The 21916-nt window shown below is 67.7% G+C and carries 21 protein-coding genes; 11 read left to right on the forward strand and 10 right to left on the reverse strand.

Annotation, left to right across the window (positions count from 1 at the left end; genetic code table 11):
* The first annotated feature begins 19 nt into the window (after nt 1-19).
* Entirely contained in the window at nt 20-796 is a 777-nt protein-coding gene (locus DY468_RS10995; protein WP_164604847.1) for a L,D-transpeptidase, read from the forward strand.
* 83 nt (nt 797-879) lie between these two features.
* Here DY468_RS10995 and DY468_RS11000 read toward each other — a convergent pair whose 3' ends face one another.
* From DY468_RS11000 to DY468_RS11025, 6 genes are all read right to left on the reverse strand, one after another.
* Nucleotides 880-1713 (reverse strand): DUF2076 domain-containing protein, encoded by an 834-nt coding sequence (locus DY468_RS11000; protein WP_164604848.1) that lies wholly within the window; start codon nt 1711-1713, stop codon nt 880-882.
* A gap of 116 nt (nt 1714-1829) precedes the next feature.
* Nucleotides 1830-2723 carry a ChbG/HpnK family deacetylase gene (locus tag DY468_RS11005; RefSeq protein ID WP_164604849.1) on the reverse strand — a complete coding sequence of 298 codons (894 nt, stop codon included), beginning with the start codon at nt 2721-2723 and terminating at the stop codon, nt 1830-1832.
* Nucleotides 2720-3766, reverse strand: coding sequence for a glycosyltransferase family 2 protein (locus DY468_RS11010; protein WP_164604850.1), 1047 nt, complete (start codon nt 3764-3766; stop codon nt 2720-2722). Before DY468_RS11010 ends, DY468_RS11005 begins: the two co-directional genes overlap by 4 nt.
* A gap of 93 nt (nt 3767-3859) precedes the next feature.
* Complete coding sequence (hisG, locus tag DY468_RS11015; RefSeq protein WP_164604851.1) at nt 3860-4837, reverse strand: ATP phosphoribosyltransferase; 978 nt, start codon at nt 4835-4837, stop codon at nt 3860-3862.
* The gene (locus DY468_RS11020) at nt 4834-5982 is read right to left on the reverse strand and encodes an ATP phosphoribosyltransferase regulatory subunit (protein WP_164604852.1); all 1149 of its coding nucleotides are present in this window, start codon (nt 5980-5982) and stop codon (nt 4834-4836) included. The genes hisG and DY468_RS11020 overlap by 4 nt, the downstream gene beginning before the upstream one ends.
* A gap of 142 nt (nt 5983-6124) precedes the next feature.
* A complete protein-coding gene (locus DY468_RS11025) occupies nt 6125-6880 on the reverse strand; it encodes a 16S rRNA (uracil(1498)-N(3))-methyltransferase (RefSeq protein ID WP_164604853.1) in 756 nt (251 codons plus the stop codon).
* 193 nt (nt 6881-7073) lie between these two features.
* Here DY468_RS11025 and DY468_RS11030 point away from each other — a divergent pair, with 193 nt between their 5' ends.
* The gene (locus tag DY468_RS11030; RefSeq protein ID WP_164604854.1) at nt 7074-7778 is read left to right on the forward strand and encodes a hypothetical protein; all 705 of its coding nucleotides are present in this window, start codon (nt 7074-7076) and stop codon (nt 7776-7778) included.
* Nucleotides 7775-8725, forward strand: coding sequence for a 4-hydroxybenzoate octaprenyltransferase (gene ubiA / locus DY468_RS11035; RefSeq protein WP_164604855.1), 951 nt, complete (start codon nt 7775-7777; stop codon nt 8723-8725). The genes DY468_RS11030 and ubiA overlap by 4 nt, the downstream gene beginning before the upstream one ends.
* A gap of 36 nt (nt 8726-8761) precedes the next feature.
* On the opposite strand, the gene DY468_RS11040 is transcribed toward ubiA, so the two are convergent.
* Nucleotides 8762-9286, reverse strand: coding sequence for a DUF6101 family protein (locus DY468_RS11040; RefSeq protein ID WP_164604856.1), 525 nt, complete (start codon nt 9284-9286; stop codon nt 8762-8764).
* A gap of 299 nt (nt 9287-9585) precedes the next feature.
* On the opposite strand from DY468_RS11040, the gene DY468_RS11045 reads away from it, so the two are divergent.
* The 5 genes from DY468_RS11045 to lpxK all read left to right on the forward strand — a co-directional run bounded on the left by DY468_RS11045 (nt 9586) and on the right by lpxK (nt 14460).
* On the forward strand, nt 9586-10983 hold the full coding sequence (locus tag DY468_RS11045) for a TldD/PmbA family protein (protein WP_164604857.1): 1398 nt from the start codon (nt 9586-9588) through the stop codon (nt 10981-10983).
* The gene (locus DY468_RS11050) at nt 10970-11779 is read left to right on the forward strand and encodes a 3'(2'),5'-bisphosphate nucleotidase CysQ (RefSeq protein WP_164604858.1); all 810 of its coding nucleotides are present in this window, start codon (nt 10970-10972) and stop codon (nt 11777-11779) included. Before DY468_RS11045 ends, DY468_RS11050 begins: the two co-directional genes overlap by 14 nt.
* A gap of 43 nt (nt 11780-11822) precedes the next feature.
* The gene (locus DY468_RS11055) at nt 11823-12071 is read left to right on the forward strand and encodes a DUF4170 domain-containing protein (RefSeq protein ID WP_164604859.1); all 249 of its coding nucleotides are present in this window, start codon (nt 11823-11825) and stop codon (nt 12069-12071) included.
* Between the two features lie 69 nt (nt 12072-12140).
* Complete coding sequence (locus DY468_RS11060; protein ID WP_164604860.1) at nt 12141-13445, forward strand: 3-deoxy-D-manno-octulosonic acid transferase; 1305 nt, start codon at nt 12141-12143, stop codon at nt 13443-13445.
* Complete coding sequence (gene lpxK, locus DY468_RS11065; protein ID WP_164604861.1) at nt 13438-14460, forward strand: tetraacyldisaccharide 4'-kinase; 1023 nt, start codon at nt 13438-13440, stop codon at nt 14458-14460. The genes DY468_RS11060 and lpxK overlap by 8 nt, the downstream gene beginning before the upstream one ends.
* A gap of 9 nt (nt 14461-14469) precedes the next feature.
* Here lpxK and DY468_RS11070 read toward each other — a convergent pair whose 3' ends face one another.
* Together DY468_RS11070 and xseA are read right to left on the reverse strand one after the other, a co-directional pair.
* Nucleotides 14470-14697, reverse strand: coding sequence for a DUF2093 domain-containing protein (locus DY468_RS11070; RefSeq protein WP_164604862.1), 228 nt, complete (start codon nt 14695-14697; stop codon nt 14470-14472).
* A 146-nt stretch (nt 14698-14843) separates the two neighbouring features.
* Entirely contained in the window at nt 14844-16457 is a 1614-nt protein-coding gene (xseA, locus tag DY468_RS11075; protein WP_164604863.1) for an exodeoxyribonuclease VII large subunit, read from the reverse strand.
* Nucleotides 16458-16634: 177 nt separating this feature from the next.
* Between xseA and purD the strand changes: the two genes are divergently transcribed.
* The gene (gene purD, locus DY468_RS11080) at nt 16635-17918 is read left to right on the forward strand and encodes a phosphoribosylamine--glycine ligase (protein ID WP_164604864.1); all 1284 of its coding nucleotides are present in this window, start codon (nt 16635-16637) and stop codon (nt 17916-17918) included.
* Between the two features lie 244 nt (nt 17919-18162).
* On the forward strand, nt 18163-19071 hold the full coding sequence (locus DY468_RS11085; protein ID WP_164604865.1) for an alpha/beta fold hydrolase: 909 nt from the start codon (nt 18163-18165) through the stop codon (nt 19069-19071).
* Here the strand turns inward: DY468_RS11085 and DY468_RS11090 are convergent.
* The gene (locus DY468_RS11090; protein WP_047309020.1) at nt 19055-19501 is read right to left on the reverse strand and encodes a nucleoside deaminase; all 447 of its coding nucleotides are present in this window, start codon (nt 19499-19501) and stop codon (nt 19055-19057) included. The genes DY468_RS11085 and DY468_RS11090 overlap by 17 nt on opposite strands.
* A 166-nt stretch (nt 19502-19667) precedes the next feature.
* Here DY468_RS11090 and DY468_RS11095 point away from each other — a divergent pair, with 166 nt between their 5' ends.
* Nucleotides 19668-21848 (forward strand): pseudouridine synthase, encoded by a 2181-nt coding sequence (locus DY468_RS11095; protein WP_164604866.1) that lies wholly within the window; start codon nt 19668-19670, stop codon nt 21846-21848.
* Nucleotides 21849-21916 lie beyond the last annotated feature (68 nt).

Consider the following 21916-nt stretch of genomic DNA (forward strand, 5'->3'; position numbering starts at 1 on the left):
AACAGTGCAGAGTACGTCGATGTTCAACAAAACCACCCTCGCATTGCTGACCAGCGTGTCCTGTCTCGCCGCCGGTTATCATCCTGCCGTCGCACAGGAATTCTCTTCCGAACCGGAGCCCGCGGTGATCTATTCGTCGCCGCGGCCGGCGCCGGTGCGCGCCGCCTATGCCGAGCGGTCGAACCTCGGCGGCGGCTTCATCGAATTCCTGTTCAGCGATGGCGCGCCGCCGCCGTCCTCGCGCTACTACCGGCGGGAACCGGCCTACGAGGCGCGTCCCGAGTACTTGCCGGCCGCCCCGCAATCGATGCCGGAGCAGGAGGCGGCGATCGAGCCGGCTCGCCCCGAGTTCGACCCGCGCTATGAAAAGCAACTGGTTGATTACCATGGCGCCGAAAAAGCCGGCACGATCGTGATCGATACCCCGAACAAGTTTCTCTATCTGGTGCAGGGCGACGGCAAGGCGCTGCGCTACGGCGTCGGCGTCGGCCGCCCCGGCTTCACCTGGTCGGGGGTGAAGACGATCACCGCCAAGCGGGAATGGCCGGCCTGGACGCCGCCGAAGGAAATGCTGGCGCGCCGTCCCGATCTGCCGCGCCACATGGAAGGCGGGCCCGCCAATCCGCTCGGCGCCCGGGCGATGTATCTCGGCTCATCGCTGTACCGTATCCATGGTTCGAACGAGCCGTGGACGATCGGCACCAACGTCTCCTCCGGCTGCATCCGGATGCGCAATCAGGACGTCATCGACCTGTACGGCCGCGTCGGCGTCGGCACCAAGGTGGTGGTGATCTGAGCGCAGCGCGCGGTTCGCTGAGTAATCAACGACAACGGCCGCCCACGGGGCGGCCGTTGCATATTGCGGGATACCGGCAGGCGTCAGGCGAAGTCGCTGTCGCCACCGCCGCCAAAGTCGTCGGAATCCATGTCCATGTCGTCATGGTCGTAGCCGGCATCGGCGACCTGATCGTAGTCGTTGTTGTTCTGATCCATCATGCCGTAGCGCGAGCTGTCGTCGACGCCGCCGCGCTGCGAGCCGATGTCGCCGAGGCCGGCCTGCTGCGCCAGGTTGCCGCCGGACGAGTCGCCGCTGCCCCACGGACTCTGCAGGCCACCGCTCAATCCGCTCTGGTCGGCGAGGCTCTGATGCGATCCGCCGCCCATCATGCCGCGGATGCTGGAAAGCAGCAGCGAGCCGCCGACCATGCCGGCCGCCGCAGCCGCCGCGGTGCCGAGAAACGATCCGCCGCCGCCGCCGATCGGCGATCCGCCGCCGAACGGTCCGCTTTGCGGCGGTTGTCCGTAGGGGGCTTGCTGCACCTGAGAGTACGGCGGCGCCGAGGATTGCTGGCCGATCACCTGTCCGGTGTTCCAGGCCGGCCGGCTGCCGGCGCCGGGCGGCGGAACGTTGGGCACCGAGCCGCGCGACGGTTGGCTCTGGCCGAAGAAAGTGTCGCGCATCGAATCCAGAAAACCGCCGCGCTCCTGCGGTTGCGGCGCTTGATCGGCTTCGAGTTCCTGAATGCGTTCATGCGCCCGCTTCAGCGCCTCGTCCTGCAGCAGCACCGTCTGGACCAGCCCGTAGATCGCATTCGGCGCGATTCGCAGTCCTTGCGAGATCGCTGCGGCCGCTTCGGGATCGCGTGGAGTGGCTTCGAGGCGGGCGAGCCGTTCGAACAGATCGTCCACAAGCTGGCGTTCCTGCGGTGTCATCATGACCTCCCTGAGCATCGCTCGAACCGGCGCCCCGGCGCTCGCCGGCGGCGATCGCAGGCGCGGGTGTGGTCAAATTTAAGGAACCTTTGGGCGGCAGTAAGTCCGTGACCGGATTAAATTTCCGTAGGAGACAAAGCGGCTCCGGTCGCGGCCTGCGGCGGCGCGGCGGTCAGGCTGACCTGACGCATTGCCAGTAGTTCGGCGAAGCGATCCGAGCCCAGATAGGCGTATTCGCGCTCGCGCTGATCGGTAAACGGGTCGAGCGCGATCAGCGTTTCGTCGACGATCCCCGGATGACACATCACCAAGCCGCCGTCCGACAGGCCATCGAGGAACGACCCCATCAGTTTGTCGAAGTCGGTCTCGCGCAGGAAATCGTAGGCGCCGGCGAAGCTCGGATTGTAGCCGATCCCGGCGGCCCGCGCGCGCGCGCGGAAGGTCGCGCTGAGCGCGTCGAGCAGCAGCGGCTTCGGATTGCCGAGCCGCCGCGCCAGCGGCACGCTGCGCCCGCACTGCCGCACCCAGGCTTGCGGCGCCAGCGCCTTCACCGCACCGAGAAACGCGTCGCGCACCTGCGGAAACAACTGCACATGCTGGTGGCCGTCGACGTAGTCGGGCGTGCGGCCGAACCGTTCGGTGAAGGCTTCGATCTGTGCGCTCAGTTCGGTGGCTATCACTTGGCGGTCGTGCCGGCGCAGCAGCGCACCGCGCAGCTTACGCCCGAGCGGCAGAAACTGGCCGCCGTGTAGCGGTTGATAGTGCATCGTCAGCGGCGCGAACGGCGCAGTCAGCGTCGCATGCAGTCCGATCGCGGCGTTGGGATTGGCCGCAGCCGCGTTCATCAGCGCGACGGCGTCGTCGCGACTGATCGCGGGGCCGACCATCATCACCGAGGTGGCGTTGATGCGGCCGCGTTCGATCAGATCGCAGATCGCGCGGTTGACCCCGGGGCTGATGCCGTAATCGTCGGCGACCAGCCAGATCCGGCGCTGGGCAGTTTCGCTCATTCGGCCGCGGACCGCTTCGCCGGATCGGCGCCGGCATCGGGCTCGGCCTGCTTCACGGTGTGCTCGGCGACGAAGTAGATCGGCCGCGCCTTCATCTCGGACAGGATCTTGCCGATGTACTCGCCGACGATGCCGATCATCAGAAGCTGCACGCCGCCGATCGTCATCATCCCGACGATGATCGACGGATAGCCGGGCACCGATTTTCCATCGATCCAGGTCTCCCAGAGGATCGACAGCCCGAATAGGAAGGCGCTGATCGCCAGTGCGACGCCGAGCAGGCTGGCGATCCGCAGCGGTGCCACCGAGAACGAGGTCAGTCCCTCGATCGACAGTCCGATCAGCCGCGCGGTGGAGAAGGTGCTGAAGCCGTGCGCGCGCGGCTCGGGTTCGTAATCGACCCGCTTCTGCCGGAACCCGATCCAGCTCGCCAGCCCCTTGAAGAAGCGGTTGCGTTCGGGGAGCTGCCGCAGCGCCTGCGCGGCGCGCGGCGACAGCAGACGGAAGTCGCCGGCGTCTTCCGGGATCTTTTGCCGCGCGCCCCAATTGATCAGCGCGTAGAATCCGCGCACCGCGGTGCGGCGCAGCGCCGGTTCGTTGTCGCGATGCGCCTTGGCGGTGTAGACGACATCGTAGCCGTCGTCGATCCAATGCGCCACCAGCGTCTCGACCAGTTCGGGGGCGTGCTGGCCGTCGCCGTCCATGAACAGCACGGCGCCGCGGCGGGCGTGGTCGAGCCCGGCCATCAGCGCGGCTTCCTTGCCGAAATTGCGCGACAGCGACACCACCTGGACGTCGAGCATGGTGGCCGGAAGAGTGCGGGCGACGCTCAGAGTCGAGTCGGCGCTGCCGTCGTCGACATACACCACCTCGCAGGCGAGGCCGTAGCGCTGCCGCAGCGTGGCGGCGAGCGTGATCAGCCGGCCGTGCAGCGCCTGCAGCCCGCCCGCCTCGTTGTAGGCAGGAACCACGATGGACAGGCCTTGCGCCGCAGCGGCTCCCGCTTCGGTGGACAGACCCGAGACGTCACTCCCAAGCATCATCGATCGCTTTCGGCCCGCACGCGCCTTGTTTGTCTGCTGCTGATTATATGGTGGTTCCACGCGCCGACGCCACCATGGCGCGGCGCGCCGGTCTTATGGCTGCAGGAACGCTGCAAGCTTGCTGAACAGCGGATTTTCCTTGTCGAACACGTAGTCCAGCGCAGCCACCGACACGGTGTCTGCGCCATGCTGCCGCAGGAAGCTGCCCAGCGCGTAGATCTGCGCCGGCGGACAGTGCAGCGTCAGCATCCCGGACGAGGTCGGGCCGCCGAACGGCGACACCACGCCGAACCGGCTGTGCGCTTCGGCCAGCAACGCGTCGTTGCAGCCTTTGAAGCGGGTGCGGACTTCCTTGTACTTGCCGGCGCGGGCACGCGAAGCGATGTGATCGAGGATGACGCGCGCGGTTTCGCGGTTCGCCTCGCTCCAGTCGGCTTCGCGCGAGGCCACGAGATTGGCTTGGCTGCGCAGTATCACGCCGTCGTCGAGCACCTTCAGGCCGTTGGCGGCGAGGGTCGCCCCGGTGGTGGTGATATCGACGATCATCTCGGCGGTGCCGACCGCAGGCGCGCCCTCGGTGGCACCGGCGCTTTCGACGATGCGGTAGTCGACGACGTTGTGGGCCGCGAAGAAGCCGCGCGTCAGATTGATGTATTTGGTGGCGACCCGCATCCGCCGGTTGTGCTGGGCGCGGAAGCCGGTGGTGACGTCGTCGAGGTCGGCCATGGTGCGGACGTCGATCCACGCCTGCGGCACCGCGACCACCACATTGGCGTAGCCGAAGCCGAGGCCGTCGATCAGCAGGACCCGCTTGTCGGCATCGGTGATGCTCTCGCGGACCAGATCTTCGCCGGTGACGCCGAAATGCACCGAGCCGCGGGCGAGATTGGCGGCGATCTCGCTGGCCGAGAGATACGCGACCTCGACATTGTCGAGGCCCGCGATGGTGCCGCGATAATCGCGCGCGCCGCCGGACTTGCTCAGCGCCAGCCCGGCACGGGCGAAGAACGCTTCGGCATTTTCCTGCAGGCGGCCCTTGGACGGGACCGCCAGAACGAACGGCGCGCTCATGCGGCACCTCCGGCGCTGGTCTGTTTCATCGCCTCGATCCAGATCGAGAAGCCGACCGCGGGGATCGGCGAGGCGGCGCCGAGCTGGCTCATCAGCCCGTCATAGCGGCCGCCCGCGACCAGCGGTTCGTCGCCGTTGCCGGCGCGGTGCACCTCGAATTCGAAGCCGGTGTAGTAATCGACGCCGCGGCCGAAGGCGGTGGAGAACCGGACCTTGCCGAGGTCGATGCCGCGGTCGGCCATGAAGCCGATCCGCGCTTCGAACTGATCGATCGCGGAATCGATCGCCAGCTTGGCGTCGGCGGCGAGCGCGCGCAGCGCCTTCAGCGCCTCGTTCGGGGCGCCGCTGATAGCCAGGAATCGCTTGATCTTGTCGAGCGCGTCGCGCGGCAGCGCGCCGCCCTTCAAGGTCGATTGTTCGAGGAAGCGGTCGGCGATCTCGGCGACCGAGCGGCCTCCGAGGGTGGTTGCGCCGGCGATCGACATCAGGTCGGTGACCAGCGCCAGCGCCGCCTTGCGGTCGGAGCCGGCGAGCGCGGCGAGCACGCCCTCGTATTCGTTGCTGGTCGAGGGCGCGAGCGTCAGCCGCTCCAGATCCTGCGCCAGGCTGGCCTTGCGATGGAAGTCCTTCATCAGCCTGCGCCGCCACACCGGCATCAGGTCGAGCGCGTCGATCAGCGCCGCGAACAATGCGACGTCGCCGGTCCGGACATCGACCTCACCGGCGCCGAGCGCGACGGTGGCGCCGAGCGCCAGCGCCAGCATTTCGGCATCGGCCGCGGCGCGGTCCTGCCGGCCGAACAGCTCGATCCCGGCCTGCATGAACTCACTCGGCTTGCCGCCGCGCTGGCGGAACACCGGCCCGAGATAGCAGAAGCCGAGCGGTTGCCCGGCGGCCTGTGACGCGAGGTAGTCGCGTGCCACCGGGATCGTCAGATCGGGGCGCAGGCACAGCTCCTCGCCACTGGCGTCGGTGGTCAGGTAGAGGCTCTTGCGGATGTCCTCGCCCGACAGGTCGAGGAACGGTTCGGCGGGCTGCAGGATCGGCGGCGTGGCCTGGGCATAGCCGGCCTCGGCGAAGGATTGCAGCAGCGCCTCCGCCCACGCGGCGGATCCGGTCGCGCGAGCGGCGGCGGTCTTGGTCATGATCGGTCAGTCCTGCGGTCCCGGGCAGGGAGGTGGAACAGAAAACGTTGGTCGGCGCAGCCCTTAACACGGGTGGATGACAGATTCGACCGTCATCCGCCGGGGCGCCGGCGAGGCGGGGGTGCCAATGGTCGAATATTACCTAATTACCTTTCCAGTCCCCCATCACCGCTTGAACCAGGGTTAGCGCGGCGACTGCTGCGGTGTCGGCCCGCATGATCCGCGGGCCGAGGGCTAGGCGCAGGATGTTGGGCTGTTTCAGAAGCAGGGCGCGCTCTTCGGTGGAAAACCCGCCCTCGGGCCCGACCAGCAGGTCGACGCCCTTGGCCGCCGCATCCTGCGCGGCCCGCAGCGCCGCGACCGGATCGGCGATTTCGGCGTCCTCGTCACAGAATACCAGCAGACGTTCGCCGCCGGCACGGCCGGCCAGGAACCGGTCCAGCCCGATCGGCTCGCCGACCTCGGCGAGGCTGAGAATGCCGCATTGCTCGGCGGCCTCGACGACGTTGGCGCGCATCCGGTCGGTGTTGAGGCGGTGCACCTGGGTGTGCTGGGTGAGCACCGGCTGCAGCCGGCCGGCGCCCATTTCCACTGCCTTCTGAGCCATATAGTCGAGCCGGGCATGTTTCAGCGGGGCGAACACATAGGCAACGTCCGGCAACCGATCCTGCGGCCGGGTCTGGTCTGCCACCTCGAGCGCCTCGGGCCGCTTGCGACCGAGGATGGTGGCGCGCCACTCGCCGTCGCGGCCATTGAATGCCAGCACCGCGGCACCGGCGCCGAGCCGCAGCACGTTGCCGAGGTAATTGCCCTGGTCGCGATCGAGCGGCACCTGCGTACCGGACGCGAGGGCGGCATCGACGAAAAGGCGGGGGCTGCGGAAGTCGTATCGGCTCATGGACTGGCTCTCACGCGCCGCTTCTAGCTCAATTTTTCAAGAATATCAGCCGCCTGTGGGGCGAAGCGCCGCGCTGCCGCCCTAATCGGCGGGTTGTTAAGGGCGATCCGGAATCGTACAAGGCCCGCATGTCTGTCTTTTCGACGTGCTATTGGGCCAACGGGGACCATCGAACCTTGCCGGAGGAGCAGCCTTGATCATCCGACATTTGATCGTGCCAGCAGTTGCCGCCGCTTTCGCTTTCGAAGCCGTGCCGTCGCTGGCCCAGAGCGCGTTTCCCGCGCCGTTGCCGAACCAGTCGGCGGCATCGCCGTTTCCGGCGCCGCTGCCCAACCAGTCGGCGGCCGGCACCGTGAACGATCCGGCTTTTCCCCCGGTCAATGGTTCGGGCGGCGCGTTCCCGTCCGGCGGGGCGGCCCCGCTCGCCGGTGGTGGTGGTGGGTTCGGCCCGCCGCCTGGTGCTGCGCCGATGGGACAGCAGGCCGGTGGCGAAGCCTGCATGAACGACTTCCTCAAGCTGCGGAAGGAAGCCGAAAAGCGCGGTCAGGCGATTCAGGCCGCCGGCAAACGCAAGGCGCCTGCGGCCGAGGCGTGCAAGCTGATCGGCGCGTTCTCCAATTCCGAAGCGGCGATGATCAAATACGTCGTCGGCAACGCCAAGCGCTGCGGCATCCCGGGTGAGATCGCCGAGCAGCTCAAGACCGGCCACAAGAAGACCGAGCAGATGCAGAAGCAGGTCTGCAACATTGCCGAGCAGCAGCAACAGCGCGGCCCGGCCGGACCGAGCTTCGCCGACGTGCTCGGCTCGTCGACCGCTGCGCCGGAGGCCAACACCTCGGCCAAGAAGTTCGGCGGCACCACCTTCGATACGCTCAACGGCAACGTGCTGTCGCGATGAGCGGAATTCCGGCCAGCGGCGCGGCCGGGCGGGTCGCCGATTCCACGGGCAACTGGGTCGACAACCACGCGCCGCTGTGGACGCGGCCTTATCTGAGGCTGGCGCGGTTCGATCGTCCGATCGGCTCCTGGCTGCTGCTGATGCCCTGCCTGTGGTCGGCGGCGCTCGCCGCCGGCATGGCCCACGACCTCAGCCGCCTGCCGCTGTTCTGCGCGTTGTTCTTCATCGGCTCGTTCGTGATGCGCGGCGCCGGCTGCACCTGGAACGACATCACCGACCGCGATCTCGACGACAAGGTCGAGCGTACCCGGTCGCGGCCGATCCCGGCCGGGCAGGTCACCGCCAAGCAGGCCGCCGTGTTCATGGTGCTGCTGTGCCTGATCGGCCTCGTGGTGCTGCTGCAATTCAACAGGTTCGCGATTCTCACCGGCATCGCGTCGCTGATCATCGTGGCGGCCTATCCGTTCATGAAGCGGATCACCTACTGGCCGCAATTCGTGCTCGGCCTCGCGTTCTCATGGGGCGCGCTGATGGGCTTTGCCGGCACGTTCGAGCGGCTCGATCCGGTGGCGTTCGTGCTCTACGCCGGATCGATCGCGTGGGTGATCGGCTACGATACGGTGTATGCGCATCAGGACGCCGAAGACGATCTGATGGTCGGAATCAAGTCGACCGCGCTGCTGTTCGGTGAAAACACCAAGCTGGCGCTGGTGCTGCTGTTCGGCCTTGCGGTGAGTCTGATCGGCGTGGCGCTGAAGCTGGCCGATGCCGGCTGGTTCGCCTGGATCGGCCTCGCCGCCTTCGCGGCGCATCTGGTGCAGCAGATCGTGCGGCTCGACATCCACGACAGCCCGATGTGCCTGAAGCTGTTCAAGTCGAACCGCGATGCCGGCCTGCTGCTGTTCGGCGGTCTGGTGGCCGACGCGGTCTCGCGCAGTATGGCGTGAGGCCGGGCGAGGCCCGGCTCTCTCATCCAATCGTGATTAGTTGCGCGCGATGATCTCACGTTCGCCGGCGAAGCTCTTCGGTGTGTCGAGCAGGCGACCGACGCGCCGGCGCGTCAGAAACCGCGGGCGCCGCTTGCTGATCACATGACAGCGGCGGCGGCGCTGGGCCGGCTCGCGCTGCTTGTCTTCGGGAAGCTGCGGCAATCCGAAGATCTCGCTCCACAGTGCCCACATCCGGTCGATCTCCTCGGCATCGTCGCTGATCCCGAGCGGGATCGACAGCGACGGATCGCGGTGCACCAGCATCAGCATGCGGCCGTCGTCCAGACCCCGGCAGCCGATGCCGCGGAAGTCGCTGACGCTGACGTTCACCGCCATTCGCATGCCGGCGACCGCGCGGCGTAGCACCACCCGCTCGCGATGTAGTTCGACTTGCCGGATGCCACCGTCGGCGCGCACATCGTGTGCGTCGAAGCGGATCGGCAGTGAGAGAGGGTCGAGCCGCAAGTTGCGGCTCGACCCGGCGAGGTTGGCCCCGCCTGTTGCTGTTTGACGCCTCACGGCTTTGATCTCCCCGCCGGAATTATGTTCCCGGTCGATGCGAGAGAGCTTGCCAGAGCCCGGTCCGAATTCGCTTAATAAGGCTGGTTAATCGAAACTGACCCCGGCTCCTTCGCGGCTCATGATTGACAGAACCTTGGCCGACATGATTGACGCAATCTTGCACTCGGCTGCGAAATTGATTTGTTCCGGTGTGGTGCAAAGTGCTTGAAGTCCGCGCCGAACAAGCACATCTGTGATGTTCGTAGCGAAGATCGCTGCCCCCCGCGTCGTTACTTCCAGCCTTAGGAATTGTATTTGTGAACTCTTCACCAAGTGCACGCTCGCCGGCTTCGCCCCCTGTGGATTCCGCTTTGTTCGATCAGTCGGCACTGAGCGATCTGGCACAGCGTCTGGTCGAGGCGGCGCGGCGCGCCGGCGCCGATCAGGCCGACGCGGTGGCGGTGCGCGGCGTGTCGCACGGCGTCGAAGTGCGCGACGGGCGGATGCAGGAATCCGAACGCTCCGAAGGCGACGATGTCGGGCTGCGGGTGATCGTCGGTCGCCGTCAGGCGGTGGTGTCGACCAACGACATCGGCGGCGATGCGGTCGCCAAACTGGCCGAGCGGGCGGTGGCGATGGCCCGCGTGGCGCCGGACGACAAATATGTCGGTTTGGCCGATCCGGAATTGCTTGCCCGTGATTTTCCGAATCTCGATCTACTCGATCCGCAGGCCCCGTCGACGGCCGAGCTGGAGCGTCGTGCCCGCGCTGCCGAGGCGGCGGCGCTCCAGGTTCCTGGCATTTCTAAATCGGGTGGCGCTTCGGCCTCGTCGGGGATCGGCGGCATGGTGCTGGTGACGTCCACCGGCTTCCACGGTGCGTTCCTGCGCTCCAGCCAGAGCATCTCGATGACCGCGATTGCGGGCGATGGCACCGGCATGGAGCGGGACTACGAATATACGACGGCGCCGCACGCCGCCGACCTGATGTCGCCCGAGGAGGTCGGCCGTGTCGCCGGCGAGCGCACCGCGGCGAGGGTGGGGCCGCGAAAGGTTGAAACCTGCAAGGTGCCGGTGGTGTTCGATCCGCGCGTCGCCGGCTCGCTGGTCGGCCATCTGGTCGGGGCCGCCAATGGCGCTTCGATCGCGCGCAAGACCTCGTTCCTCAAGGATCGTCTCGGCCAGAAGCTTTTCAAGGACGGCATCCGCATCGTCGACGATCCGCTGCGCAAACGCGGGCTGCGTTCGCAGGCGTTCGACGCCGAAGGCGTGGCGGTCAAGCCGCTGTCGATCGTCGACGACGGCGTGCTGACCTCGTGGCTGCTGGATTGCGCCACGGCGCGCGAGCTCGGTCTGACGACCACGGGGCATGCGCATCGCGGCGTGTCGTCGTCGCCGTCGCCGGGACCTTACAACCTGCATCTCGAAGCCGGTCCGCTCAGCCCGACCGAGCTGATGGCCGACATCAAGCAGGGCTTCTACGTCACCGACCTGATCGGTTCCGGCGTCAACGGCGTGACCGGCGACTACAGCCGCGGCGCCGCCGGGTTCTGGATCGAAAACGGTGAACGAACCTACGCGGTGAGCGAAGTCACCATCGCGGGACACCTGCTCGACATGTACAAGACGCTGACGCCGGCCAGCGACCTGACCTTCCGCTACGGCGTCAACGCGCCGACACTGCGGATCGAGGGGCTGACGATTGCCGGACGCTAGTCCAGATACCAAGCACAGTACCGTCGCGCCGCAGGATGCGGCGCTGCTCGCCGATACGGTGCGCGAGGCCGGCGCGCTGGCGCTGTCGATGTTCCGCACCGAGCTCAAGACCTGGACCAAAGGCGCGTCCTCGCCGGTGTCCGAAGCCGATATCGCCGTCGACGAATTGATTCGTGCGCGGCTGCAGGCAGCGACGCCGCACTACGGCTGGTTGTCGGAAGAGAGCGCCGATGATCTCAGCAGGCTCGACAAGGACCGAGTGTGGATCGTTGATCCGATCGACGGCACCCGGGCCTATCTGGCCGGGCGCGAAGATTGGTGCGTTTCGGTGGCGCTGGTTGCAGGCAGCAAGCCGGTGCTGGCCGCGGTGTTCGCGCCCGTATCCGGCGAATTGTTTCTCGCGGCGCGCCACGCAGGTGCCACGCTGAACGGTGCCGCACTGCGGGCAAGTCCCGGCACCACGATGGAAGGCGCAAAGGTCGCCGGGCCGAAGCCACTGATCGAGCGATTAGCGCTGCCGACGAGTGCGCAGATCCTGCCGCGGATCGGGTCGCTGGCGTTGCGGCTGTGCCGGGTTGCCGATCGTCAGGTCGATGTTGCACTCGCAGGCGGCCAAAGTCGCGATTGGGATCTTGCCGCGGCCGATTTGATCGTGCACGAAGCGGGTGGTACAATGACAACTCTCACGGGTGAGGCGATCGTGTACAACCGTCCCGAGGTCACGCATGGCGTGCTGGTGGCTGCCGGGTCTGATCGTCACGCTCGTATCGTCGAGTATTTTCGCGTCTCTCCATGAACCCGAGCGTGCGCAGAGCTGTTCGCTGCAGTGAGGAAGTTTGATGTCGGACAATGCGCAACAATTGCTCCACCTCGTAATTGGGGGTGAGTTGGAAGACCTCGAGAACGTGACCTTTCGCGATCTCGACAAGGTCGACATCGTCGGGGTGTACCCGAACTACGCAGCGGCTTACGCGGCATGGAAGGCCCGGGCGCATCAGACGGTCGATAATGCGCATATGCGGTACTTCATCGTTCATCTGCATCGACTGCTCGACCCCGAAAAAGAAGCCAAGTCCGCGCAGCACTGACCTCGCAAGGTTGACGATGCCGCTTCGCGACAATGCGCGTCACCTTCGCGGTGACAGACGGGGCCGTTGATGGGCGATCCGGTTCCGGTAACGCTGCGCGTCTATCGTGGGTTGACGGCCGCTGTCGCGCCGATGGCGTCGCTGTGGATTGGCCGCCGGCTGAAACAGGGCAAGGAAGATCCGGCGCGGATCGGCGAGCGGCGCGGACTGAGCAACGACGTCCGGCCGCACGGTCCGGTGGTGTGGATCCACGGCGCCAGCGTCGGCGAGGTGCTGGCTGCGGCCGGTCTGATCGAGCGCATCCGCGCGCTCAACCTGCGTATCCTGCTCACCTCCGGCACGCTGACCTCGGCGCAGGTGGTGGCGAGCCGGTTTCCGCCCGACATCATTCACCAGTTCATCCCCTACGACGCGCCGCGCTTCGTCGATCGCTTCCTGGACCACTGGCGTCCGAGCTTGGCGCTGTTCATCGAATCCGATCTGTGGCCGAACCTGATCCTTGCTGCCTCGGCGCGGCGGGTGCCGATGGTGCTGATCAACGGTCGGATGTCGCAGCGGTCGTTTCCGCGCTGGCAGCGGGCGTCGGCGACGATCGGCGCGCTGCTCGGCAGGTTCGACATCTGTCTGGCGCAGTCCCGCGTCGATGGCGAGCGCTTCAGCGCGCTCGGCTGTCCGAGCGTGGTCACCACCGGCAATCTGAAGATGGACGTCGCTCCGCCGCCGGCCGATCCGGGGCGACTGGAGCGGCTGCACGCGGTGACCCGCGGCCGCCCGGTGATCGTCGCGGCGTCGACGCATCCCGGCGAAGAGGAACTGCTGGTCGAAGCCCATCGCCAGCTCGCCACCACCTTCCCGACACTGCTCACGGTGATCGTGCCGCGGCATCCGCATCGCGGCGAACAGGTCGCGGGCGTCGTCGAGGCCGCCGGCCTATCGGTGGCGCTGCGCTCGCGCGAGCAGCAGCCGATGGCGGCGACAGCGGTCTACATCGCCGACACCATGGGCGAACTCGGACTGTTCTACCGGCTGGCGCCGATCGTGTTCATGGGCGGCTCGCTGGTGCAGCACGGCGGCCAGAATCCGATCGAGGCGGTGAAGCTCGGCGCCGCGGTGGTGCACGGTCCGCACGTTTCGAATTTCTCCGATGTCTATCGCTCGCTCGACGACGAGGGCGGCGCGTTCGTCGCGGCCGATGTCGACGCACTGGTGCTGCGGCTCCGATCGCTGCTGTCGAACCACGACGCGCGGCAGATCTCGATCATGGCGGCGACAAAGGTGGTCGACCGGCTCGGCGGCGCGCTCGACCGCACGATCGCGGCGCTCGAGCCCTATTTGCTGCAATTGCAGATCGAACAAGGCTCGGCGGATGCGTGAGCCGGGCTTCTGGCACCGGCCTCCCTCCCTGGTTTCGCGCCTGTTGCTGCCGATCGCCGCAATCTACGGCGGCATCGCCGCGACCCGGATGCAGAAAGCCGGCACCGCGGTCGGCGTGCCGGTGCTGTGCGTCGGCAACTATCACATGGGCGGTGCCGGCAAGACGCCGACGACGCTCGCGCTGGTGACGCTGCTGCGCGAATTCGGCGAAACCCCTGTCGTCCTGAGCCGGGGCTATGGCGGACGGCTGCACGGGCCGGTGATGGTCGATCCGTCGCGGCACGGCGCCGCCGATGTCGGCGACGAGCCTCTGATGATGGCAGGACGGGTGCCGGTGGTGATCGCGCGCGAACGCATCGACGGCGCGGCGCTGGCGGCGTCGCAGGGCGCGAGCGTCATCCTGATGGACGACGGCTTTCAGAATCCGGCGCTGATCAAGGACGCGGCACTGATCGTCATCGACAGCCATCGCGGCGTCGGCAACGGCAGCGTATTTCCCGCCGGACCATTGCGCGCGCCGCTGGCGTTGCAGCTCTCGCGCACCGATGCGCTGGTCGTCGTCGGCGACGGCGCGGCGGCCGATGGCATCGCGGCGAAGATCACGGACAGGGGCGGCGTCGTGTTGCGGGCCCGGCTCGTTCCGGAAGCGGCGTCGGTCGATGCGCTACGCGGACGCCGTGTGCTGGCGTTCGCCGGCATCGGCGATCCGGCGCGGTTCGTCGCGACACTGCGCTCGAGCGGGGTGGACGTGGCTGCGCAGCGCGCCTTTGCCGATCACCATCCGTTCACCGCCGAGGAGCTGGCGGATCTGGTGGCGACCGCCGCACGCGACGGCTTGACGCTGGTGACGACCGAGAAGGATCTGGCGCGGATCGGGCCGGCCGCGGATGCGCTCGGCGCGCCGATCCTGCCATTCGCGGTCAAGCTGATGTTCGACGACGAGGCGAAGCTGCGGATGTTTCTGCTCGACCGCCTCAATCGCGCGCGCAGCGCCGCATTCGCGGGACCGCGCTGACGGCCTGCTTCAGTCTTTGCCCTGCAGCGCTTCGGGGTGGTGCCGCTTCAGCACGGCTTCCGGAGTCGCGTAGGGCTCCTTGAGATCGACGCTCCAGTATTTCAGCTCGTCGAGCGGGATCTGCACCCCGGTGACGGCGCACCGCACATAGGTGCCGGGCGAGATCACGCGGAAGTCGCCGTCGAGATACTGCACCTGGGCTTCGCCCGAACCCGAGAAGCCAAATTTGTTCAGCACGGCCGATCTCCTGGAAAACCGCAGGTTGCGGAACGATGTTCAGCCCGCGGGTCGATATCCCTGACAGATAGAACGGATGCGGGGCGTTGCAAACCGCCACGACGTCATGGCGGCGTCGTTTTCCAGCGGCCGGCGGTGGTCCGCCTCTAAAACAGCGAGCCCTGACCGGCGGGCTTCACCGGCCGTTTTGACGCCTTCGCCGGTGCCGATGCCGCTTTGGCTGGGTCTGCCGGCGATCCGCTGCCGCCGTCTGCGGTAACGCCGACCCGGCCGTCGGCGAATTCAACGCTGAGTCGGGCGCCCGCCGCGACCGAGCCGGCGGCATGCACCGAGCGGCCCTCAGCGTCCCGCACCAGCGCGAACCCGCGCGCTAGCACGCCTCGGTAGGATAGTGCGGTCAGCAGCTTGCCGGTGGCGTCGATCCGCGCCCGCCGCCGCTCCAGCAGTGTGACCAGAGCGCGCCGCGCGCGCTCAGCGAGACGCTGCAGCCGTTCCTGCTCGCGGGCGATCCGCATCCGCTGCGCCTGGGCGTTGGCGAGCTTCGAGGCCTGCAGCCGCGCCGCAAGCCCTTCCAACCGCTCGCGGCGCTGGCGCAGCATGGCGCGGGCGCAGCGTTGCAGCTGCGTGCCGGAGACGTCGAGCCGATGCGCGTTGTGCGCCACCTGGGCGCGCAGCACCTTGACCGTCATCCCTGCCGCAGCGGCGGCGAACCGGCGGTGGTGGGCGTTGGTATTGGCCCGCAGCGCGCGCGGCAGGGCGGCAGCCGCGCCGTCGAGCCGCTGCCGCGGGATCGCCAGCAGGTCGGATGCGCCGGGCAGGGCGCGGGCGGCGGCGCGCAGCTCGTTCCGGCGGAAATCCTGGCCGCGCTGCCAGCTCGACAGCATCCGCCGCGAAAGGCCGCCGACCTCGACGAACAGCTCGGCGCGCACCGGCACCGCCATTTCGGCCGCCGCCGTCGGTGTCGGCGCACGTTTGTCGGCGGCGAAGTCGATCAAAGTGACATCGGTTTCGTGGCCGACCGCCGAGATCAGCGGGATCATGCTGTCCGCTGCGGCGCGGACCACGATCTCTTCGTTGAACGACCACAGATCCTCCAGCGAGCCGCCGCCGCGCGCGACGATCAACAGGTCGGGCCGCGGAATCGGGCCGTCTTCGGGCTGCGCGTTGAAGCCGTGGATCGCGGCGGCAATCTGCTCGGCCGAGCCTTCGCCCTGCACCCGCACCGGCCACACCAGCACGCGGCGCGGGAAGCGGTGTTCGAGCCGATGCAGGATGTCACGGATGACAGCTCCGGTGGGAGAGGTGACGACGCCGATCACTTCCGGCAGCCACGGCAGCAGCTGCTTGCGCGCCTCGTCGAACAGGCCTTCGGCGGCGAGCTTCTTCTTGCGCTCTTCCATCAGCGCCATCAGGGCGCCGACGCCGGCCGGCTCCAGCGCCTCGATCACGATCTGATATTTCGAGGAGCCGGGGTAGGTGGTGAGCTTGCCGGTGGCGATGACCTCGAGGCCCTCCTGCGGCTTGAACCGCATCCGCCCGGCGACGCCCTTCCAGATCACCGCCTCGATCTTGGCGCCCTCGTCCTTCAGCGCGAAATAGCAATGGCCCGACGAATGCGGCCCGCGGAACCCGGTGATCTCGCCGCGCACCCGGACATGGCCGTAGGTGTCCTCGACCGTCCGTTTCAGCGCCTGCGACAGCTCCGAAACGGTGAATTCGCCGACATTGGCGAGGGTTTGGGGCGTTTGCAGTCGGGCCATGCGATTCGATCGGGGTTCAAGGGTGCGGCGGAAAGTAGGGACTTTCGGCCCGGCCGCCAACCCGCTGGCGGGCGGTCCGCTGTCCGGACATATCCACATCCGCGGCGGCGCGCGTTGCCGGGAGCGTGTCGCGTGTTACACCTCGCGGACCATCCACGGGCGCACGGTCAGGCTTTCATGAACATCCTTCTCCTCGGCTCGGGCGGGCGCGAACATGCGCTGGCCTGGAAGATCGCGGCCTCGCCGCTGGTCACCAAGCTGTGGTGCGCGCCGGGCAATGCCGGGATCGCCCGCGAGGCGACCTGCGTGGCGCTGGACGTCGGCAACCACCAGGCCGTGGTCGAGTTCTGCAAGGCCAATCAGGTCGACTTCGTCGTGGTCGGGCCGGAGGCGCCGCTCGCCGCCGGCATCGTCGACGATCTGGCCGCGGCCGGCATCAAGGCGTTCGGGCCGAGCCGCAAGGCTTCGCAGCTCGAAAGTTCCAAGGGCTTCACCAAGGATCTGTGCAAGGCGCACGACATCCCGACCGCAGCCTATGAGCGGTTCGGCGATCCGAACCAGGCCAAGGCCTATATCCGCGCCCAGGGCGCGCCGATCGTGATCAAGGCCGACGGTCTCGCCGCCGGCAAGGGCGTGGTGGTGGCGATGACGCTGCAGGACGCCGAGGCCGCGATCGACATGATGTTCGGCGGCGGCCTCGGCGATGCCGGCGTCGAAGTCGTGGTCGAGGATTTTCTGGTCGGCGAAGAGGCGTCGTTCTTCGTGCTGTGCGACGGCGAGCACGCGCTGCCCCTCGCCACCGCGCAGGATCACAAGCGCGCCTATGACGGCGACAAGGGACCGAACACCGGCGGCATGGGGGCGTATTCACCCGCACCGGTGATGACGGATGCGATCTGCAAACAGGCGATGGACCGGATCATCACGCCGACCCTGAAGGCGATGAAGGAGATGGGGGCGCCGTTCAAGGGCGTGCTGTTCGCGGGCCTGATGATCACCGAGGATGGTCCGCAACTGATCGAATACAACGTCCGCTTCGGCGATCCGGAGTGCCAGGTGCTGATGATGCGGATGATGTCCGACATCGTGCCGGCGCTGCTCGCCTGCGCCGACGGCCAGCTCTCGCATATCAGTCTGCGCTGGCACGCCGAGCCGGCGCTCACCGTGGTGATGGCCGCCAAGGGCTATCCGGGGTCTTACGAGAAGGGCACACGCATCGCCGGGCTGGAACGCGCCGACGCGATTGCCGGGGTGCAGATCTTCCACGCCGGCACCATCGCGTCGGGCGATTGGATTCTCGCCAATGGCGGCCGGGTGCTCGCCGTAACGGCCTCTGCCAAGACGGTCGCCGAAGCCCAGCGCCGTGCCTATGAGGCGATCGGCGTGATCAACTGGCCCGAAGGCTTCTGCCGCCGCGATATCGGCTGGCAGGCGGTGGCGCGGGAACGGCGAGGGAAGTAGCTGCGTTGCTATCCCCTCACCCTGAGGAGTGCGCCTTGGCGCGCGTCTCGAAGGGCGAGGGCGGCCCATCCTTCGAGACGCGCTCCTACGGAGCGCTCCTCAGGATGAGGATGCGCGCGTAGCTTACTTCTGATCGTCATTGCGAGGAGCGAAGCGACGAAGCAATCCAGCTCCGCGCACAGGGCCTCTGGATTGCTTCGCTGCGCTCGCAATGACGGATAACTAACTGAGGGAGAAACCGCCGATGCCCGATCTCGCCGACTTGTTCCCGGGCTTCGGCTCGGAATGGATCAACACCTCGTCGGGCCGGATCTTCGCCCGCGTCGGCGGCGACGGGCCGCCGCTGCTGCTGTTGCACGGATTTCCGCAGACCCATGTGATGTGGCACCGCGTCGCGCCGAAGCTGGCGGAGCGGTTCAAGGTGGTGGTGGCCGATCTGCCCGGCTACGGCTGGTCGGACATGCCGGAGAGCGACGAGCAGCACACGCCCTACACCAAGCGGGCGATGGCCAAGCAATTGATCGAAGCGATGGAGCAGCTCGGACATGTGCACTTCGCACTCGCCGGACACGACCGCGGCGCCCGCGTCAGCTATCGGATGGCGCTGGATTCGCCGGGCCGGCTGTCGAAGCTCGCGGTGCTGGATATCCTGCCGACCTACGAATACTGGCAGCGGATGAACCGCGCCTATGCGCTGAAGATCTATCATTGGAGCTTCCTGGCGCAGCCGGCGCCGCTGCCGGAAAACCTGCTCGGCGGCGATCCTGATTTCTACGTGAAGGCCAAGCTGGCGAGCTGGACGCGGGCCGGCGATCTCTCTGCGTTCGATCCGCATGCCGTCGAGCATTACCGCATCGCGTTTGCCGACCCGATGCGGCGGCACGTGATGTGCGAGGACTACCGCGCCGGCGCCTATGCGGATTTCGAGCACGACAAGGCCGATATCGAAGCCGGCAACAAGATTCCGGTGCCGATGCTGGCGCTGTGGGGCGCCTCCGGCATCGCGCAGTCCGCCGCGACGCCGGTGGATGTCTGGAGAAAATGGGCAACCACTGTGCAGGGCGCGCCGATCGAATCCGGGCATTTCCTGCCCGAGGAGGCGCCGGACCAGACCGCCGAGGCGCTGGTTAAGTTCTTCAGCGCCGCGCCCTGAAGAACTCCCGCAGCATCGTTGCGGCTTCGCGCTCGCCGACCGCGGAATACACTTCCGGCGCGTGATGACAGGTCGGCTGTCCGTAGAACCGCACGCCGGACTCCACCGCGCCGCCCTTCGGATCGAATGCGCCGAAATACAGCCGCCGAATTCGGGCGAACGAGATCGCACCGGCGCACATCGTGCACGGCTCCAGCGTGACGTAGAGGTCGCAATCGACCAGGCGCTCGCTGCCGAGCTTGGCCGCCGCCTCCCGGATCGCCAGCAGTTCGGCATGGGCGGTGGGGTCGCGGTCGGTCAGGGTGCGGTTGCCGGCTTTGGCGATCACCACGCCGTCGCGGACGATCACGCAGCCGATCGGCACCTCGCCGGCGGCTCCGGCCGCGGCCGCCTCGGCCAGCGCCAATTCCATGAAAGTGGAAGCCGTCATCGTCGTTCTTGGCTCGTCTCGACCCGAAAACTCTGCTAGGAGACCGACTTCAGCAAAAGTGGATGGCAGTTTTGCGTGACCATGCGCGTTTCAATCGGAGCGCGCGGCCTGCGAGCCGTTCCCGACTGCCTGAGCCCCATTTCGTGTTTCGATAGAAAGACCAGTCATGCCCCGCGACACCCGTAAAGACAACGATTCTGCGCGCGGCCGCCGCGACCGGCAGGGCAGCAAAGGCGGTTTCGGCGGCAAAGCCGGGCCCGGTGGCAAGGGAGCGTTCGGCGGCAAGGGCCGATCGGGCGCGGCCCGCGGACCGGAGAAGAAGTTCGCCAAGCGCGCCGCCGAAGGCGCCGGCGAGGGCCGCGGCGACAAGAGCTACGCCAAGAAGTCGTTCGGCGGCGATGCCAAGCGCTCGTCGTTCGGCGGCGAGGGCAAGCGGCCCTATGCGAAGCGCGACGGTGCCGCGCCGCGCCGCGACTTTTCCGACCGCCCGCGCCGCGATGACGGTGACGCGCCGCGTCCGCGTTTCAACCGCGACGACCGGCCTGCGCGCAGTGGCGGCGACCGTGCCGAGCGGGGGCCGCGCAAGGAGTTCGGTGATCGTCCCAAGCGGGATTTCGGTGACCGGCCGAAGCGCGACTTCAGTGATCGGCCGAAGCGCGATTTCGGTGATCGACCCAAGCGCGATTTTGCTGATCGGCCGAAGCGGCCGTTCCAGCGTGACGGCGAGGCCGGCCGTGACCGCGGCGACGAGAAGCCGTGGCGGGCCCGCGAGGATCGGCCGGCGCGTGCCGGCGGCGATCGCGACCGCAAGTTCGACAAGGGCGGTTTCGACAAGCCGCGGTTCTCGAAATCGCGTGACGACAAGCCGCGCTTCGATCGGGATCGGGAAGACAAGCCGCGGTTCGAAAAGGCTCGCGGCGACAAGCCCAGGTTCGATCGTGCTGAGCGCTCGGACCGTCCGGAACGCGGCGGCGAGCGGCCGAAATTTTCGCGCCCCCGCGACGGCGAGCGCGGCGAACAGCGTCCGTTCCGCGAGCGCAGCTTCGATCGTCCGCGCGAGGATCGTCCGCGGAGTGACCGTCCTCGCAGCGACCGTCCGCGTGAGGATCGCCCGCAGCGCGACCGCGCCGCCAAGCACGGCGACTGGCATGAGCATCCGCGCAGCGAAGGCCGCGGCTTCGATCGTTCCCGCAAGGGGCGGGACGAGGAGCGCGGCTTTGATCGTCCGCGCCGCGACAATGAGGACGACAGCAGGGTCTTCGCCAAGCGTCCGGCGTTCGGCGGCCGCGGCGCGTTCCGCAAGCAGGATCCGGCAGCGGCCAAGCGTAAGCCGGCCGCTCCCGCGAAGTCCGACAAGGCTGGCGAGCGCATCGCCAAGGTGGTGGCGCGCGCCGGGCTGTGCTCGCGCCGCGATGCCGAGACGTGGATCACGGAAGGCCGTGTCACCGTCAATGGCAAGGTGATCGATTCACCGGCGCTCGACGTCAAAGCCAGCGACGTCATCACCATCGACGGCAAGCCGTTGCCGGAGCGCGAGCGCACGCGGCTGTTCCTGTATCACAAGCCGCGCGGTCTGATGACGACGCACAGCGATCCGGAAGGCCGGCCGACGGTGTTCGATCATCTTCCCGAAGGGCTGCCGCGGCTGATCTCGATCGGCCGGCTCGACTTCAACACCGAGGGCCTGCTGCTGCTCACCAATGACGGCGGCCTCGCGCGTGCGCTGGAACTGCCCGAGACCGGCTGGCTGCGCCGCTACCGGGTTCGCGCCCACGGCGAAATCACCCAGGTGCAGCTCGACGAGCTGCAGAACGGCATCGAGGTCGACGGCGTCCAATACGGCCCGATCGAGGCCAGGCTCGAACGCGACCAGGGCGCCAATGTCTGGCTGGTGTTCGCGATCCGCGAGGGCAAGAACCGCGAAGTGCGTAACGTGCTGGCGCATCTCGGCCTCGAGGTGAACCGGCTGATCCGGGTCTCCTACGGCCCGTTCCAATTGCTCGAACTCGGCGAAGGCGAGGTCGAGGAAGTGAAGACCCGCGTGCTGCGCGACCAGCTCGGCGAGAAGGTGATCGCGCTCGCCGGCTGCGATTTCGCAGGGCCCTCGCCGAGCGAGACCAAGCCGAAGCCGCGCACCGGCAAGGTGGTGTCGGCCGAGGAATGGGCGGTGGCCGCGGCTGCACCCGCGCCGAAGAAGACGATTACCAAGCGCGGCGCGGTCGAAGACCGCAAGGGCCGCAAGGTCAAGGTCGAACGCACCGCCAGCGAAGGCGGCGATCGCCCGCTGTCACGCGGCCCCGCCCGCCGCTACCACGGCAAACGCGACCTCGCGCCGCGGGACGAGTGAGTTCGGTTTCATGCTGATCGACGGCACGGCGCTTGTGCTCCCTCCCCCCTTGCGGGGAGGGGTCGGGG

This window comes from Rhodopseudomonas sp. BR0M22 (assembly GCF_010907035.1).
Classification (GTDB): Bacteria; Pseudomonadota; Alphaproteobacteria; order Rhizobiales; family Xanthobacteraceae; genus Rhodopseudomonas.

What these genes read in the sequence shown, in the direction of transcription:
- DY468_RS11060 (WP_164604860.1), top strand. Translation starts at nt 12,141, where the DNA reads ATGGGCGATCCGGTTCCGGTAACGCTGCGCGTCTATCGTGGGTTGACG.
- DY468_RS11005 (WP_164604849.1), bottom strand. Translation starts at nt 2,723, where the DNA reads ATGAGCGAAACTGCCCAGCGCCGGATCTGGCTGGTCGCCGACGATTAC.
- xseA (WP_164604863.1), bottom strand. Translation starts at nt 16,457, where the DNA reads ATGGCCCGACTGCAAACGCCCCAAACCCTCGCCAATGTCGGCGAATTC.
- DY468_RS11025 (WP_164604853.1), bottom strand. Translation starts at nt 6,880, where the DNA reads ATGAGCCGATACGACTTCCGCAGCCCCCGCCTTTTCGTCGATGCCGCC.
- DY468_RS11090 (WP_047309020.1), bottom strand. Translation starts at nt 19,501, where the DNA reads ATGACGGCTTCCACTTTCATGGAATTGGCGCTGGCCGAGGCGGCCGCG.
- DY468_RS11000 (WP_164604848.1), bottom strand. Translation starts at nt 1,713, where the DNA reads ATGACACCGCAGGAACGCCAGCTTGTGGACGATCTGTTCGAACGGCTC.
- purD (WP_164604864.1), top strand. Translation starts at nt 16,635, where the DNA reads ATGAACATCCTTCTCCTCGGCTCGGGCGGGCGCGAACATGCGCTGGCC.
- DY468_RS11055 (WP_164604859.1), top strand. Translation starts at nt 11,823, where the DNA reads ATGTCGGACAATGCGCAACAATTGCTCCACCTCGTAATTGGGGGTGAG.
- DY468_RS11010 (WP_164604850.1), bottom strand. Translation starts at nt 3,766, where the DNA reads ATGATGCTTGGGAGTGACGTCTCGGGTCTGTCCACCGAAGCGGGAGCC.
- ubiA (WP_164604855.1), top strand. Translation starts at nt 7,775, where the DNA reads ATGAGCGGAATTCCGGCCAGCGGCGCGGCCGGGCGGGTCGCCGATTCC.
- lpxK (WP_164604861.1), top strand. Translation starts at nt 13,438, where the DNA reads ATGCGTGAGCCGGGCTTCTGGCACCGGCCTCCCTCCCTGGTTTCGCGC.
- DY468_RS11095 (WP_164604866.1), top strand. Translation starts at nt 19,668, where the DNA reads ATGCCCCGCGACACCCGTAAAGACAACGATTCTGCGCGCGGCCGCCGC.
- hisG (WP_164604851.1), bottom strand. Translation starts at nt 4,837, where the DNA reads ATGAGCGCGCCGTTCGTTCTGGCGGTCCCGTCCAAGGGCCGCCTGCAG.
- DY468_RS11020 (WP_164604852.1), bottom strand. Translation starts at nt 5,982, where the DNA reads ATGACCAAGACCGCCGCCGCTCGCGCGACCGGATCCGCCGCGTGGGCG.
- DY468_RS11085 (WP_164604865.1), top strand. Translation starts at nt 18,163, where the DNA reads ATGCCCGATCTCGCCGACTTGTTCCCGGGCTTCGGCTCGGAATGGATC.
- DY468_RS10995 (WP_164604847.1), top strand. Translation starts at nt 20, where the DNA reads ATGTTCAACAAAACCACCCTCGCATTGCTGACCAGCGTGTCCTGTCTC.